Here is a 14,838-nt window from a genome sequence, read left to right as displayed (position 1 = left end):
TACTATGATAAGATTAACCCGTTAGGTCAGGTGGCCTAACTTAAATAAAAAAGTCTCCGACAAACCCGGTACGGTTCACTATTTTGAAAGTTTTATCATCTACAAAAAGAATGTGAGTTTTTTTCTTCAAATCAGCCATCGATATCATTGAATTAGCCTGTGTAGGAATAACTGGTGCCTGTGTAGAAATAACTGGTGCCTGTGTAGGAACACTAGAATCTTGATTAACCGACTGATTTCCAATAATTATTTGATTAGTAACACTTGGTGGAACATTAGCTACAGGAATACTTTTTTGATTAGACTCACCAAATAATCTATTCCACAAAAACTTTATAAGTGACACTATGAAATCCTTAAAAATAATTATTACGGCTACGCCAACACCTGATAAAACCCACTCTTTATTTGCAACTACCCAATCCCAAACCATACTTATCACTATAAGATTAATTAAGTTATTGAAATAATTATAATCTATAAGATACTTATTAAGTAATTGATCTTATTCACTAAGCTTATTTAACATAAAATCTCTTATGCGAAATATTTTTGTTAAATCAATCTAATTTTACGATAATATCTTTTAACTTAGATCAATGTTGATCAATCAGCTTAGTTTGAGGAATAGTGAGAAGTCTATTTGGTTTGGCGATTAAATTTTACTTTCTCGCTATTTTCTAAAAAGCAAATATCAACAGACTCTAAATCATCACTAAAGATATGTTTTAAATTATAAATTTTTATAGGAACTTAAAGTGCAAAAAAATTGGCAAAAATTAGAAAATATATTAGAAAAAACTAACCCATCTATATTAGCTGACCTTGCTCCAGCAGCGACTGATGCAGAGATTTCAAATTTAGAAGAAAAAATTGGTGTCAAACTTCCAGAAGATTTTCTCGCTTGTTTAAAAGTCCACAATGGTCAACGTGGTAATGCTGACGGACTGTTTAATGATGCTAAGTTTTTATCCACTTCACGTATTTTTCAAATATGGGAAATAATGAAGGATATATTCGAAAGTGGGGTATTTGAAGATATGGAAGGAGCGCCATCCGTCAATGGGATTAAAGGGGAAGGTTGGAACCTGAAATGGATTCCAATCATTGATTTAGGGAATGGTGATCTTTATTTTTTAGATCTTGATCCTGCTGAAGATGGAAAATTTGGACAAGTAGTCCAGTACTGGCATGAAGATATTGAAGTCCAGAAGGAAGCCAATACTTTTACAGAATGGTTATCAAATTTTACAGATCAATTAGAACAATAGATAAAATCGAATATCTGGAATATAAAGTTCGTCAAAAAATAGATTTTAGCCAAATAAAATTGGCATTCTAGAGGTGTATACCAGTTTGATTCAAAAGAGTCAGTAATAAAAAGCCCGACATCCTGTCGGGCTTTTTCGTATTGGTTCGCTTGGCATGACTCCTGTCGTACCTAACAGTCCTTGTGCGTATCTATGTTGTTATTATTGTGTGGAACGTCCTGTTCTCTTATGACTTCATGATATTGAATACAAGGGATTGTGAATATCCGCAAAACCCCTAAATTCATGTGCGCTCAGGCGTACAAAATTGGTGGATTTTTATCCCAAGAGTTGTCCGCAGAAATTGGGGATAATTTAAGCCAGCGCTGTCTTGATAACGCAGAGAAAAATGACAAATTGATTAAATATTGATCAATTTTATTGGCAAGAAGTATCAAAATTGCTTAAAAAGAAACCGACTTGTTTCCAAGTCGGTTTTTTGCTGTTTTTTGGGGTGAGTGATAATTTTTAAGTTATTGAAAAACAAGGATATTTTAAAAAGCATTTCGTATAACCTCTATTATGTTAAATGGCCGGTTTCTAGACTCCCGCACAAGCAAATGCAAATGCTATAACACAAAACTGTAGAATCATTAAGGGTGGGAAAAAGACATGAGTGATGGTCCATAAGCAGACGATAGGAGTAACTATCCATCTCCCTCTTTTGCCAGATGCAGTAACAATAATAAAAATAATTATTTGATAAATAATTACTCCAACGCTAAGAATTACCATTTTTTTCAAATATAGAAAATTTTATCTGAATTATAAAAAAAAATTATTTAATATCAAATTTTTTATACTCAATTTTTATCTTTAGTTATTATTTGAAACAGGCTTTTGATCATTTAATTTCTAAAATCTAACCTAAAAGAGCTGAGATACAACCGTTAGAGAAATATTTTTAGTAGGTTTAATCAGTATCATCTTTTAGTAGCTTTTCGAAAAAATGGTCTATCTAATTTGTTAAAATTTTGAAAAAATTAGTTTTTTTTCAGATATAAGTTTTAACAATGATTGACTATTACCAATTTCTGAATGTATCTAATCAGGCTTCTAGTCAAGAAATAAAATATGCTTATAGAAAGCTGGCTCAAAAATTTCATCCAGATCGCTACAAAGCAGATGATGCTGAAGCCAAAATGAAATTTTTGAATGAAATAAAAGATACATTATTGAATGAGATAAAAAGGTCTGAGTATGATGAACAATTGAGATCATTTATCACTTTTAAAAAAAGACAAGAATCGCAATATAGTTCAAAGTCTCAAGGTGAAAAATTTTCTAGAGAAAAGGCAGAGCATGATGCCCGAGAAGATGCTAAGAAGTCTGCTAGAGAAAAGGCAGAGCATGATGCCCGAGAAGATGCTAAGAAATCTGCTAAAGATAATAAACATATTTTTCTATCATCATTATTGATAATTTTTTTATTCGTCATTATTGGTAGTTATTTGAAACTAACTTCATCAAATACTTCAGTACAACAATTAGAAGAAATATCAGTTGAAGGAAACCAAGAGATTGGAGAAGATAATTTTATTGAAGAAAATCAACAGATTGAAGAAGATAATTTTATTGAAGAAAATCAACAGATTGAAGAAGATGATTTTGTTGAAGAAAACCAACAGATTGAAGAAAGACCTAATATCATTGATCAGCAAAATACTTTTAACGAAGAGCCAAATTTAAAAGAAAAAGAGCCTATTAAGCAGAATAATTTAAAAGAAAAAGAGCCTGTTAAGCAGGATAATTTAAAAGAAAAAGAGCCTGTTAAGCAGGATAATTTAAAAGAAAAAGAATCAGAGAAACTTTCAATCAGTAATGAGGATTTTTTTAGTTAATTAATAAATTTAAGTTTTGTATGAATAATTATATATTCATACAAAACGCTTTTTCTCTTAATAATTCAATGACATGGAAAAGCTTTTAATGAGATTTCACCTATTTGTGCTAACTGTTCGAGACTAACTCGCTCATAAAAATCACCTTCTGCTAATAATATATCTTTAGGATCATTTATAAGTTTTTGCAAAGTGTTTGGATCATACGGAATATATCCACCACTGATAAGGTGATTTTCTACAAAATCATAAATAGTGAACATTCTTTTTATTAAAAAATCAGCAGAATCACCCATCGGTTGTTTATTTTTATTTAAAAGAGTAAATGTAAAACAAGTTTTCGAAGTAGCCCAACCATGTGAGATCCAAGCATTCCCATTACTATCAATATTTTTAGATCTTAGCATCGCTTGATAGAGTAATGCTTTTGATTTAAAAACTTTAGCTTTTTCTACATTTCTTCTAAAAACTTCTTTTTTTAAAAACGCGTTAACATCCTGTACTTGATATTTGTAATTAACACCATCCATTAATATTTTTTTTTCTCCCATAGTGAAATAAATACCATTTTCCATTACATCTTCAACTATAGAATTAATGACTTCTACATACTTATCTTCTTCAATCTTTAACCTATTGATATCTAAATTATTTTCTATTTTAAAATTCTGTTCTATTGCAAAAGCTGGTGACAAAAAAGTAAATAAAAAAGTAAATAAAATAGCTTTCTTCACAAATCAATCCTTAAAAAGTCATTAATTTAGCAAAAGTAACACTTATATAGCTGAAATTGTTGAATTTAGTTTTTTCAGGAAAAGTAAAGTAGGTTTATTTTTTGTTGTGTATTTTAGCCAGTAGATTGGGACATATAAAAAATAAAATTAGTTAATGAAGATGATCTAAAATTAACATAATACGCGTTATACGAAATGACCAGTCTAATAGCTTACCTTTTCCCTAAAAAACAAGAGATTAAAGCAAGTAACAGCAGAGCTTTTGAGATCACTGAATAGTCATCACTAGGAACAACACCGGCATAATAAAAAGCCGTTGTCATCAACCAAAAGCCTAAAAAGAAGAATAGAAACTTAGATTTAAATAAATTTGGAATTTTTCCAAATTTTTCAGTCGTTTTCTGGGATGCAATATCCATCTAAACCTCCTATTTCACTGCACTTTGAATTGCTTTTTTCATGTGTTCAATCATCTCCAATGGCTCTGCATTTGCGTTAAGTCCTGATTTAAGACGCTGAACATAATTCAATTTTAAAGGACGATAGTAGGGCAAATATTTTTCACCATATTTTGCCTTAAAGACCTTACGCTCCTTAGCCCATAAAGTCCCGACCTGTTTCCGAACTCCTCTAAAACCAAGATAGCCCTCCAAGATTTTCAAATGCTTTTCAAAATATGCCTGTTTTTCTTCCTCAGATTTTTCAATGCACTGATTCCAACGATTAATCAGTACCTCACCCTGTTTCTGCACCTTGCTATAAGATTCAGATCCAATCCTCCAAGTCCAATCGGAAGCATTTTTTTCACGTTCCTCTAAATCGTCTCTGATTGAGCGTTTTTGAGTTAAACGTACAAGCTCATAATTTCCGAATTGAATTGGTGAATCAAAGACATAGGAAAACTTTTCAACCCCATCAATATGCTGTTTCAGCGTGTTATTCACTTGATCAATAGGAATAAGCCCATCATAGATTTGAGGACTATCAATATTGCAGAATAAAAAGAACTTCATCTGTAAATAATGTTCAGATTGATTTAAAAAATCAAAATCAGAACGAGCGAAGGTTTCAGGTTCAGTCTTAGCTAAAAGCATTAAGTCTTTTGTGAAATTTTCATCACCCACCAGATTCGGCTTGATGATTAAATCAAAGGTAGGATGACCCTTTTTCTTTTGTTTAAAACGTTCTTTTGGAGATAGCGTGAGCTGATAACGCTCAGTCCATTTCTCAACAAATTTTATAAAATCCTCGTTATCATAAAACTTCATATTCACTTCAGCAAAAAGAACACAATTCGATCTTGTTATTTCATCTTGTAACTTTTGCATCGCTAATGTAGAAAAATTTGAAAAATAGATCATAACAACATCCCAAAGAGCTTCTTTTAGTCAAAGTAGCCTTTTTTTTGGAATTTAACAATAGAGATTTAAAGTGATTTAATTTTAAATCACAGAATTTAATACCTTAAATTTTTAAAAAAATTGATGATAAATTCCTTATTGGGATTTAACAATTTAGTAGTTCCTAGCGATTTGACCCAATCCCTGCAATCTGATAATTTGGATCTAGATATTGCTGTTTTTATTAGGTCTGCCAAACCTTTGTTTTTTAGATATTTTTGTCTGATTCTCAAGGGTTTAGCCAACCTTTCGAGAATCAGCATCTGCCGATTCATCATTACTGCCATTTTGATGAATTACATCGGTGTAGCTGCGTGCGTGAGAAATCTAGCTGGCGCGGCCGCAACGAGGGCTGAGGGGTGTGATTCCCCTTTTCTACTCATTCCATTCGATCTTCTTTTAGGTCGGGGAACTGTAGTTGGGCGACAAGGACACGGGAACTTAGGCGACTAAGTAAACCCTGCCAATTTTGAGAGGTTGAGAGTTTTCAAGGATGGATAAACTCGTTAATAAACCCTACGAGCTGTTAGCGATAACAGACGTATGACCAACAGGTGGGCTTTTGCGGTTACGGTGACGTAACAGGGTTGCAAGTCGAAAGATGGCGCAATCGGTACTCAGACTGTAGTTTGGTGAATTTGTCGTGATGACATTCCAAGCTGCAAAGCTGAGATCAATGGATAGCTCAAGCCTGTAATTGCGTGTCAGCCGTTTTAAACGGTCAAACTCGCATTTGGTAGTGAAAGTGCTTTACCTGCTTTGACGATTTGTAAACTGTATTAATGCCCCTAATTTCTTGGAACTACGGGGGGCGGAACATGGAACACAGAGCAAATTCAGCAGATAAGCGATCTACACGTTAAGACAAGGTTGGATAACTTGGGACGCACTCAAGACCGTTTTGAGCATGGCATCTTTGAAATGAAGTGCAGGCAACATGCAAGGTTGTGGTTCGTGAGAATCTTTATGAGTGTTGGAGATCAGATTAGTAGATTCAGGTTGTTATTTAACTTGATATATCAGTTCGAGCGAATAAAAACGTAAGCGCTTCTTTTGGTAAAACAAAAGTTTAGATGAACGAAAGTCTGAGCCGATGGTGGTTGATGTGAAATATCTAAAACAGTGTTTTGCTTGGGATTGGCTTCCCTAACAGATTGGCTTCTGTAATGTAGAACACTGAAAAACAGCAAATTTAATTTTTTTAAAGTTTGGCTACTGAGAAAAAATTAGGCGTTGGCGCGGTAATGGTGATGCACGTTAAAACATCAAAGATTAATAGCCAAAGCTATTCGAGTTCACTCACTCGTAAAATAGAGCCAAAGTCCTGAACACGACTCTAAACTGTTCTCCTATTTCGCTCTCATTTGCGTTTTAAGCACGTTTTTCTATTCAATATAGATTTTTATTGGTAATCAGTGAAAAATCGCGAATACCCCCTATTTTTTGCGTCTAATCGTTATTACAGAGCGAGTGTCTACGAGCGAACATACAAAAAGTTGCGCCTAGACTCTCTGAAAAACAATTTTTTAATATCAAAATCTTAAAAATAGTAAATCACTTGCAGAAAATTGATGTCTAGATCGAGCGAAGCGAGCAAAAAAGCTTTATGAGCGAAGCGAATTCATTCTTGCTTTTGCTTTTTTTCAAATTCACGAAAATATACGCCAAAAAATTGCCCCTCGAATCGAGCGAAAGCGAGATTCAATAGAGTTTGAGCGTAGCGAAAACATAGGGCAATTTTTCATTTGAAAGGCTTTTAATTATTTTTAATGTTTTTAAATACTTTTAGATATGCTAAGAGCCTTTATTTATAATACATACAAAGGATATACAACACCAAAAAGTCACCTATACAACACCAAAAAGTCACCTATACAACACCAAAAAGTCACCTATACAACACCAAAAAGTCACCTATTTACACCATTGATTAATGATGGTGTAATAACAGCATGTATAATAAAGGTGTAGCAAATGCCTACCAGTGAATTAATAGTAAAAGATAACGCTTTAATTAATGCGAGTTATAATTTGGATACCGTAGAACAACGGTTAATTCTACTGGCTATCTTACAAGCAAGAGAAACAAGAACAGGGATTGATGCAAACACTAGGCTACGGATCCATGCCAGTGACTATATGAGCAGATTTAATGTTAATAAACATGCCGCCTACAAAGCCCTAAAAACAGCAGTTACTAACCTTTTTGGTAGACAGTTTAGCTATCAAACAATTGATGAAAAAACAGGAAAATCAAAGAAAGTAATCTCTCGATGGGTTCAAAATATTTCTTATATTGATGATGCTGCAACCTTAGAGGTTACTTTTACAATGGATGTAGTACCCTTAATTACACGTTTAGAAAAACAATTTACAAGTTATCAGTTAAAACAAGTTTCCCAATTAACAGGAAAATATGCCATTCGACTCTATGAATTACTTATAGCATGGCGCGAAGTCGGTAAGACTCCTATATTTGAGGTTTCTGACTTTCGTTCAAAGCTTGGTTTAACGTCAGATGATTACCCAAGGTTAGATACATTTAAAAGACGTGTACTTGAATCAGCAGTCAAACAGATAAATGAACATACAGATATCATCGTTAAAGTAGAACAACATAAAGAAGGGCGCTCTATTTCAGGGTTCTCTTTTAGCTTTAAACAGAAAAGAAATATGAACAAAGCTATAGAGCGTAAAAAAGATCCTAATACATTAGATATTTTTTCCAGAATTACAGATGCTCAACGCCACCTATTTGCTAACAAGCTTTCGGAATTACCTGAAATGGGTAAATACTCTCAGGGCACTGAAAGCTATCAACAATTTGCAATAAGAATTGCGGAAATGCTTCAAGATCCGACTAAATTTCAAGAATTACATCCTTATCTTGAAAAAGTTGGCTACCGTTAAATCATTGATGTAACGTTACATAACTAAATACTGTCTACTGGCATACAGATTTTTACTTGGGTTACATGATGAAAGCACTATCAGTTATTGAATTAGCTCAACTCTATGGAATGAATCGACAAAGTATCTATAAGCGTATAAATAAAGGAGATTTATCAAAAAATAGTGATGGAAAGATAGATCTATCAGAAGCTATAAGAGTATTTGGCGAACCATCGCACAACAACAAGAATGTAGCCACGTTACAGTCTACATCGGTACAAAAAGAGACAGAAGTAGACATGCTAAAACAGCAAGTAGACATTCTGAAAAAACAACTAGAACTTGCACATGAGCGAGAGGTTTTCCAACGAGAACAACTAGAAGCAAAAGACAATCAAATAGAAGCAATACAACGACTGTTAGAAGCCCCGAAACCTAATATGACTACGTTTACCGATCAAGAACCAGTGCAATCAAGCATGGTCAAAACAGATCCCGAACTGGACACAGCAGAAGCTAAACATGACGGATTGACTACTCCGGAGCAGACAGAAAATAAGCGGATTCCCGTGCCGGAGCAGGTAGAGCCGGAACAGCCAAAAAGAGGCTTCTGGAGCCGATTTTTTCTGCCGAATGGCTAAGGGTACTATTCAACTGAGCTAATCAAAGTTGTGAAACATTGATCAAAGAATAGACGTGGAACGTGAAAAATCATAAAAAAAGCCCGGTCATGGAAACTCGGGCTATCAACTAGGAACTACAGCGTTGAATTATAAGGATAATTATAAAGCATTTCGTATAAGGTGTATTATGTTAATTTTAGAAATAATACAAATTAATTTTCTACTTCTCCTTTCATACTCATATCAACCCAAAGTGGTAAAGGAAATGAAGAATTAATTGGATATCCATCCCTGCTCGCATATCCAGAGGTTGGGTAGAAAGCCAGATTTCATCGATACGGATCATGTTGCAAGTGCCTTGAGTAATTCTGCTAAAGCAGATATTTCTGATACTTGCCATTTCAAGCCAATTTCTGCTCTTGAGTGGGGTAAAGTAATTTGAACCGTTAACATGTCAGTAGGAGTAGGATCTAATGGTGCAGAGCAAGATAAGGGAATAAATGCAGGTTTATTTGGTAGTGATGAGCGATCATTCCCTGGCTTAGCATCAATTAAGCGAATCCATTTGGATACAAGATTTGTATTCAATCCATGTTGCAAAGCGACTGAAGCAATTGAAACGTCCGGTGCTTTACAAGCCTGAACGATCTGCTGTTTAAATTCAGCACTGTATGTTCTTCGTTTTTTCGCAAGAGATGCGATGGATGTCTGATTATTTGTAGTCATAAATTTAAGTCCCCACTTGTTTCTAAGTGGGGACTAAATTAAGGCTTATAGGATGAATTCATAAGGTGTGTTCAGCGGACGCTTACCGTTTTATGAGGGTGGTGCCCACTAAAAAGCTGGCTTGATAACAAGCCAGCTTTTTAGTGTTTCGTACAAGGTAGAGGTTTCTAAATTACCCTTAAGCCAAAATTAGATTTCTAAAATTTAGACGACTATCTTGGCTAATTTCGGTTACTTCTGATCAGGAAGAGCAAACGCAATAATATAGTCACCTACATCTTTTGAGTGGCTCGCACCCCCTGCAGAAATAACTACATATTGCTTACCTGTTTTTGGTGATTTGTAAATTAGAGGTGCTGCAACAGCTGCAACGGGTAATTTAGCTTTCCATACTTCTTTACCAGTTTTGGAATCTAAAGCACGTAAATAATAATCTTGCGTACCTGCAAAGAATACCAAGCCAGAAGCTGTTGAAGTAGGACCACCTAGTGTTGGCATTCCTAATGGCATTGGGAGATGTGATTTAATACCTAATGGGCCAAGCTGTTCAGCTGTTCCCATTGGTACTTGCCATACCAACTTTTTGGTTTTTAAATCAATCGCAGACATCGTACCGAAAGGTGGTCGATTACAAGGTACCCCTAATGCTGATTGCATAATATCAATTTTTACTCCAGCGTACGGGCCTGCAAATTGTGGGCGTACTGTTCCCATAAATCCAGGAACTTCATCGGTAGATATTTTGTATTTCCCCATATCTTCTTTACGAACTAAAGACATCCGCAAAGGCATACGCATATCATTGACGAACATTAAACCTGTTGATTCATCAATTGAAATACCCCCCCAATTCATTCCGCCTAATAAACTTGGCCATTCAATATATGGTTTCTCACTAGGTGGTGTATATAACCCTTGATAAACCGAATCTTTAAACTGAATACGGCAATTGAGTTGATCAAAAGTTGAAATACCCCACATATCTTTTTCACGTAAAGTGTCATTACCAATTTGTGGCATACCTACAGAATATGGCTGAGTCGGAGATAGTTTTTCTCCTTCTGCTTGACCGGTAGTCGGTACGGGCTTTTCAATAACTTTAGTAACAGGTCGGCCTGTACGTCGATCTAATACAAAAATTTGTCCCATTTTTGTTGTTTGAATAAGGGCAGGAATTTGTTCTCCCTTATCATTGGTGACGTTGTAAAGAACTGGTTGAGAAGGTAAATCGTAGTCCCAAACGTCGTGATGAACAATTTGATATGACCATTTAGTCTTACCAGTCGTTGCATCTACAGCAACTACTGCTGAGCCAAATTTTTCTTTTGCTGCATTACGATCACCGCCCCAGTAATCAGGGGGGCCATTTCCAGTAGGTAGATATACTAGATTTAAATCTTTGTCGTAAGTTGGAATTGTCCACATATTTGGGGTTTCAAGAGTAAAGCCGTTTTTAGGTTGTCCAGATAATTCTGGATTACCTACATCCCAAGCCCAGGCTAGTTTACCAGTACGTACATCATAAGCACGAACTACGCCAGAAGGTTCACCATGAGTAATGTCTCGAACCCAACCGCCTAAGATGGCAACATGCCCTGCGATTAATGGGGTAGAGGTTGGATGGTAGCGTTTACTTTTTTCAGTAGGACCCATGTCATTTAACAGGTCAACTTGGCCATTTACTCCAAATTGAGGACATAAAGCACCAGTTTTTGCATTCAATGCAATTAAACGACCATCAACTGTAGATGTTAAAATTCGTTGTGGACAGGCTTGAATACTAGGAGTTTGTAAATCTGCTTTTGAAAGCGTTTTATCATGAGTCGCATCATAGTAACCAACACCACGACAGGTAATGTGTTCAGCTGTTTTTGCTTTTGGATCATATTTCCAAAGTGCTTTACCGCTATCACCATCAATCGCAGTAATAATATTAGTTGGAGTACATGAGTACAGTGTGCTACCAATTTGAATTGGAGTATTTTCATCGACTCCAATATTTTTTGGTCGGCCAGTATGGTAAGTCCATGCAACTTGTAAGTTTTTAACGTTATCAGGAGTAATGTCAGTATAAGGGGCAAAGCGGGTACCACTACCACTACGACCAAAATATTCCCAATTATCAGGATTTTCTGCTGTAGGTTTAGTTAAATTACGATCTTGAGCAATATTAACTTGATTTAGAGTTTTTCCATGGGGAAAAAAAGCTGAGATTAAAGCTATAACACAAGCAATAAAGCCAACTAAACCAACACGATTAGCAAAAGTCACTTTTTCTGTTGAAAGTGTTATTAAACTACGGCTTGCCCATAAGCTTAGTACAAATAAAACCGTTGGAACAACTAGACGGGGAATATACTGCCAGAAGTCAAAAACTTGTACTTCGGAAATAGCCCATATAACTGTTGCGATGAAAGTTAAAATGGATAGCCATAAGCTGATTACTTTTCTAAATGTATATAAAATAGCAATCAGTAGATAGGCAATACCAGCGATAAGGTAATAACTTGAGCCACCTAAGCTAACAAGCTTTCCACCTTGGATAATTAAGAATAATGCGATTAACACATGTAGAAGTATTACGAAAAAGCGATAAACTTTTGATCCTGCCCTTTCAGAAGGTGCAGTGTATTCGGTACTCATATATTGTCTCTTTGATGTGGGCTGTAATTAGCTTAGGCATTGCTACAGGAGGATTATTTCCTATAGCCCTTATTTTACCTATTGAGTTCGCATCTAGTACTCAATTAGCAACACGGCTAAGTGGAATAACCCAGTCCTTTGGATACTTATTGGCTGGGATCATGCCATGGGTTGGTGGAATTATAATAGATAAATTTTGTTCTATGGTGGGTCTAACTTCTCTAACCATGCTCATGGCTTTAGGTTTAGGAATTACTTCATATCATATGAAATATATGTTCAGTCAATATTCTAATGTATGAATAAAAAACATCTTATATCCGACTTTAAAATTACTAAAACTAATTCCATTTAACATAATGGGCGTTATACGAAATGCACAAATTGAAACATATAAAAATCAAAAACTTATGATATAAATTATTTGCTCGATGATGTTCAAAAGCCGACTTGGAAACAAGTCGGCTTTTTTATGATCGATTCTGTAAGATTTTGCCAATAGAAAATGGAAAACCTTTGCAAAATTTACAATTTTGTATTAACATTTTTATATTAACAAAAAGCGATGCAACTATGGAAATTGAGTTTTCATGGGATGAGCATAAAGCAGAAACAAACCTCAAAAAACATGGTGTAGCTTTTGAAGATGCAACCTTAGTTTTTTATGATGCTCATGCCGTCTTCAAACAGGATCGCTTTGAAAATGGTGAATATCGTTGGCAAGCGATAGGTCTCGTACACGGGCAGACAGTTTTATTGGTGGCTCATACTGTACAAGATCATAATGGGATTGATCATATCCGTATTATTTCAGCACGACAGGCAGAGAAAAAAGAGAGGAAACAGTATGAACAAAACCGTTACTTACAAAGTAGATTTGAATAAACCTCCTGTCTTATCTGAAGAACAAAAGGCAAGACTCGAAGCCCTGGCTAAACGCCCAGACAGTGAAATAGACTTTTCAGATATTCCTGAACTCGATGAAAGTTTTTGGAAAAATGCAGTGCAAAATCCATTTTACAAGCCGACTAAACAAGTAACTACGGTTCGCATCGATGCAGATGTCATGCAGTGGCTAAAAGCCCAAGGCAAAGGCTATCAAACACGAATGAATAAAATTTTGCGGGATGCTATGCTCAAAGAATTAAAAAATCATCAATAAAAATGGGAGCTTAAGCTCCCATTTTTGACTTCGTATAACGTGTATTGTGTTAACTTTAGAATTTATTAACAAAAATATTATTCAATTTTAGCTCGATTTTTTAGGTAAAATAATTACAAAATTATTTTCCTCAAATTCATCTTGTAACATCTTTTTCCCTTTTTGGGTTTGACACATAATTGATGGATAAAATTGAAGTTCACCTTTTGTTAGCTTCAATACTTGCCTAGATATATAAAGTCCTAACCCCCCACCTTTCTTACCCGTTCTATGTGCTAAATCACCCGAATAATTTTCCTCGAAGATACGTTCTCTTTCATTTTCAAGTACTCTAAGACTCGTCATCTCAAAACGTATTAGGATATTTTCTTTGCTATGATCTTCCTGTAAATGGATATTCAAATCAGTTTTATTTAAAGCATACTTAACCGTATTTTGAAGTATGTGGTATAAAGCGACTCGAACACATTCAAAATCAAAATATCCATAAGTTTCATCAGTATATGAAATAAAATTAACACGGATTTCCTTTTCAATTAAATCTAGAAAGAACATATCAATAACTGTTCTAATTACTTTATGAACGTTATGTTCATCAATTCTCAAATTTTGTTGTTTCGCAATCAACTTATTAAAGACTGTAAATTCAGATTTTATCGCAGCATTATTTTTTGCCATTCTTAATAAAATTTTAGCAACCTCTCTGAGATTGTTTTTAATTTTATTTTCAACAAAGATAATTTGCCTTTGCTGTTGTTGCTTCATTAATTCTGATTGTGGAATTAAACTAAAAAATTCTTGAATATTATGAGCATTTAAAGACACAACGTTATGCAATAATCTTGAAGTATTTCTATTGCTAGTTTCTTGCATTTGCATATAAGTAGTATACAAACTCTCAAGACTAGCCTCATAAGTTGAGACTAATGTTTTGAACTTCTGAGAGCTTTTCACATAGTTTTCATTACTTGAAATTACATATAGTGTGCAATGATCTGTATTGATTTTTGCAACCCTAGAATTCCCACTTTTTACAATCTGATTAGAAGATAAAGATAAGCTTTCTATCTTGTCTTTTTCAGAAATTAATAAGTTAGAAAATAGAGTATTACTACTAGCATCTAATAAATGAATTCGTACATCGTCATTCTGCTTATGCATTACTAATTTCTCTAGCAAATTTTTCTACTAATTGAATAAATTCATAAGGTTCAGCATTTTTTTCTAACACCGCATCAACTTTTCTTAATGTAGGATCGAATCGATTTCCAGTTGTTTCAGCAGAATAGAGAATGACTTTTTTTTCTGGATGGCGCTCTTGAATAATATTAGCTAACCCAATACCTTCATTATGAAAAAGTTTAGTTCCTACCCCCTGAATATCAATGAAAAAAATATCATTCCCAGTAATTAATGGACTGTCCAATGTTGTGATATCTTTTACTAATTTCGTATGTATCCAACCTTCATCTACTAAGGTTTTAACTATGAACCGTACCGGGTTTGT

General features: G+C 34.5%; 15 protein-coding genes. 7 read left to right on the top strand and 8 right to left on the bottom strand.

Going from position 1 to position 14,838, the window contains the following annotated elements; translation table 11 throughout:
* Positions 1–40: 40 nt before the first annotated feature.
* Entirely contained in the window at positions 41–433 is a 393-nt protein-coding gene (locus tag G5T77_RS01075) for a hypothetical protein (protein WP_166236167.1), read from the bottom strand.
* A gap of 325 nt (positions 434–758) precedes the next feature.
* Between G5T77_RS01075 and G5T77_RS01070 the strand changes: the two genes are divergently transcribed.
* Positions 759–1,271, top strand: a complete 513-nt coding sequence (locus G5T77_RS01070; RefSeq protein ID WP_166135786.1) for an SMI1/KNR4 family protein — start codon at positions 759–761, stop codon at positions 1,269–1,271.
* Between the two features lie 1,052 nt (positions 1,272–2,323).
* Positions 2,324–3,151 (top strand): J domain-containing protein, encoded by an 828-nt coding sequence (locus G5T77_RS01065; RefSeq protein ID WP_166135789.1) that lies wholly within the window; start codon positions 2,324–2,326, stop codon positions 3,149–3,151.
* 65 nt (positions 3,152–3,216) lie between these two features.
* On the opposite strand, the gene G5T77_RS01060 is transcribed toward G5T77_RS01065, so the two are convergent.
* From G5T77_RS01060 to G5T77_RS01050, 3 genes are all read right to left on the bottom strand, one after another.
* On the bottom strand, positions 3,217–3,885 hold the full coding sequence (locus G5T77_RS01060) for a hypothetical protein (protein WP_166135792.1): 669 nt from the start codon (positions 3,883–3,885) through the stop codon (positions 3,217–3,219).
* A gap of 212 nt (positions 3,886–4,097) precedes the next feature.
* Positions 4,098–4,304: a hypothetical protein gene (locus G5T77_RS01055; protein ID WP_166135795.1), complete on the bottom strand. Its 207-nt coding sequence runs from the start codon at positions 4,302–4,304 to the stop codon at positions 4,098–4,100.
* Positions 4,305–4,313: 9 nt separating this feature from the next.
* Positions 4,314–5,246 carry a hypothetical protein gene (locus tag G5T77_RS01050; protein WP_166135798.1) on the bottom strand — a complete coding sequence of 311 codons (933 nt, stop codon included), beginning with the start codon at positions 5,244–5,246 and terminating at the stop codon, positions 4,314–4,316.
* A gap of 2,013 nt (positions 5,247–7,259) precedes the next feature.
* Here G5T77_RS01050 and repM point away from each other — a divergent pair.
* Together repM and G5T77_RS01040 are read left to right on the top strand one after the other, a co-directional pair.
* Positions 7,260–8,195, top strand: a complete 936-nt coding sequence (gene repM, locus G5T77_RS01045) for a replication initiation protein RepM (RefSeq protein ID WP_166135801.1) — start codon at positions 7,260–7,262, stop codon at positions 8,193–8,195.
* Between the two features lie 68 nt (positions 8,196–8,263).
* Positions 8,264–8,818 (top strand): plasmid replication DNA-binding protein, encoded by a 555-nt coding sequence (locus G5T77_RS01040; RefSeq protein WP_171521860.1) that lies wholly within the window; start codon positions 8,264–8,266, stop codon positions 8,816–8,818.
* Positions 8,819–9,142: 324 nt separating this feature from the next.
* Here the strand turns inward: G5T77_RS01040 and G5T77_RS01035 are convergent, their stop codons facing one another.
* Both G5T77_RS01035 and G5T77_RS01030 read right to left on the bottom strand, forming a co-directional pair.
* Complete coding sequence (locus tag G5T77_RS01035; protein ID WP_166236165.1) at positions 9,143–9,526, bottom strand: transposase; 384 nt, start codon at positions 9,524–9,526, stop codon at positions 9,143–9,145.
* Positions 9,527–9,757: 231 nt separating this feature from the next.
* Complete coding sequence (locus tag G5T77_RS01030) at positions 9,758–12,169, bottom strand: membrane-bound PQQ-dependent dehydrogenase, glucose/quinate/shikimate family (RefSeq protein ID WP_032060263.1); 2,412 nt, start codon at positions 12,167–12,169, stop codon at positions 9,758–9,760.
* A gap of 14 nt (positions 12,170–12,183) precedes the next feature.
* Here G5T77_RS01030 and G5T77_RS01025 point away from each other — a divergent pair, with 14 nt between their 5' ends.
* From G5T77_RS01025 to G5T77_RS01015, 3 genes are all read left to right on the top strand, one after another.
* Complete coding sequence (locus G5T77_RS01025; RefSeq protein ID WP_227607595.1) at positions 12,184–12,471, top strand: hypothetical protein; 288 nt, start codon at positions 12,184–12,186, stop codon at positions 12,469–12,471.
* Positions 12,472–12,742: 271 nt separating this feature from the next.
* Positions 12,743–13,054 carry a BrnT family toxin gene (locus tag G5T77_RS01020; RefSeq protein ID WP_002042420.1) on the top strand — a complete coding sequence of 104 codons (312 nt, stop codon included), beginning with the start codon at positions 12,743–12,745 and terminating at the stop codon, positions 13,052–13,054.
* Complete coding sequence (locus G5T77_RS01015; RefSeq protein WP_166135807.1) at positions 13,017–13,331, top strand: BrnA antitoxin family protein; 315 nt, start codon at positions 13,017–13,019, stop codon at positions 13,329–13,331. Before G5T77_RS01020 ends, G5T77_RS01015 begins: the two co-directional genes overlap by 38 nt.
* Before the next feature lie 87 nt (positions 13,332–13,418).
* On the opposite strand, the gene G5T77_RS01010 is transcribed toward G5T77_RS01015, so the two are convergent.
* Positions 13,419–14,492, bottom strand: coding sequence for an ATP-binding protein (locus G5T77_RS01010; protein ID WP_166135810.1), 1,074 nt, complete (start codon positions 14,490–14,492; stop codon positions 13,419–13,421).
* Positions 14,485–14,838: hypothetical protein (locus G5T77_RS01005; protein WP_205683234.1), on the bottom strand; the 354-nt coding region annotated here is incomplete at its 5' end. The genes G5T77_RS01010 and G5T77_RS01005, both read right to left, overlap by 8 nt.

The organism is Acinetobacter sp. GFQ9D191M, from assembly GCF_011174875.1.
GTDB lineage: Bacteria > Pseudomonadota > Gammaproteobacteria > Pseudomonadales > Moraxellaceae > Acinetobacter.
The sequence above is the reverse complement of the archived record's forward strand: the minus strand, read 5'-3'. Positions and strand labels throughout refer to the sequence as shown.

What these genes read in the sequence shown, in the direction of transcription:
- G5T77_RS01075 (WP_166236167.1), bottom strand. Translation starts at nt 433, where the DNA reads ATGGTTTGGGATTGGGTAGTTGCAAATAAAGAGTGGGTTTTATCAGGT.
- G5T77_RS01065 (WP_166135789.1), top strand. Translation starts at nt 2,324, where the DNA reads ATGATTGACTATTACCAATTTCTGAATGTATCTAATCAGGCTTCTAGT.
- G5T77_RS01055 (WP_166135795.1), bottom strand. Translation starts at nt 4,304, where the DNA reads ATGGATATTGCATCCCAGAAAACGACTGAAAAATTTGGAAAAATTCCA.
- G5T77_RS01050 (WP_166135798.1), bottom strand. Translation starts at nt 5,246, where the DNA reads ATGATCTATTTTTCAAATTTTTCTACATTAGCGATGCAAAAGTTACAA.
- repM (WP_166135801.1), top strand. Translation starts at nt 7,260, where the DNA reads ATGCCTACCAGTGAATTAATAGTAAAAGATAACGCTTTAATTAATGCG.
- G5T77_RS01040 (WP_171521860.1), top strand. Translation starts at nt 8,264, where the DNA reads ATGAAAGCACTATCAGTTATTGAATTAGCTCAACTCTATGGAATGAAT.
- G5T77_RS01035 (WP_166236165.1), bottom strand. Translation starts at nt 9,526, where the DNA reads ATGACTACAAATAATCAGACATCCATCGCATCTCTTGCGAAAAAACGA.
- G5T77_RS01030 (WP_032060263.1), bottom strand. Translation starts at nt 12,169, where the DNA reads ATGAGTACCGAATACACTGCACCTTCTGAAAGGGCAGGATCAAAAGTT.
- G5T77_RS01025 (WP_227607595.1), top strand. Translation starts at nt 12,184, where the DNA reads ATGTGGGCTGTAATTAGCTTAGGCATTGCTACAGGAGGATTATTTCCT.
- G5T77_RS01020 (WP_002042420.1), top strand. Translation starts at nt 12,743, where the DNA reads ATGGAAATTGAGTTTTCATGGGATGAGCATAAAGCAGAAACAAACCTC.
- G5T77_RS01015 (WP_166135807.1), top strand. Translation starts at nt 13,017, where the DNA reads ATGAACAAAACCGTTACTTACAAAGTAGATTTGAATAAACCTCCTGTC.
- G5T77_RS01010 (WP_166135810.1), bottom strand. Translation starts at nt 14,492, where the DNA reads ATGCATAAGCAGAATGACGATGTACGAATTCATTTATTAGATGCTAGT.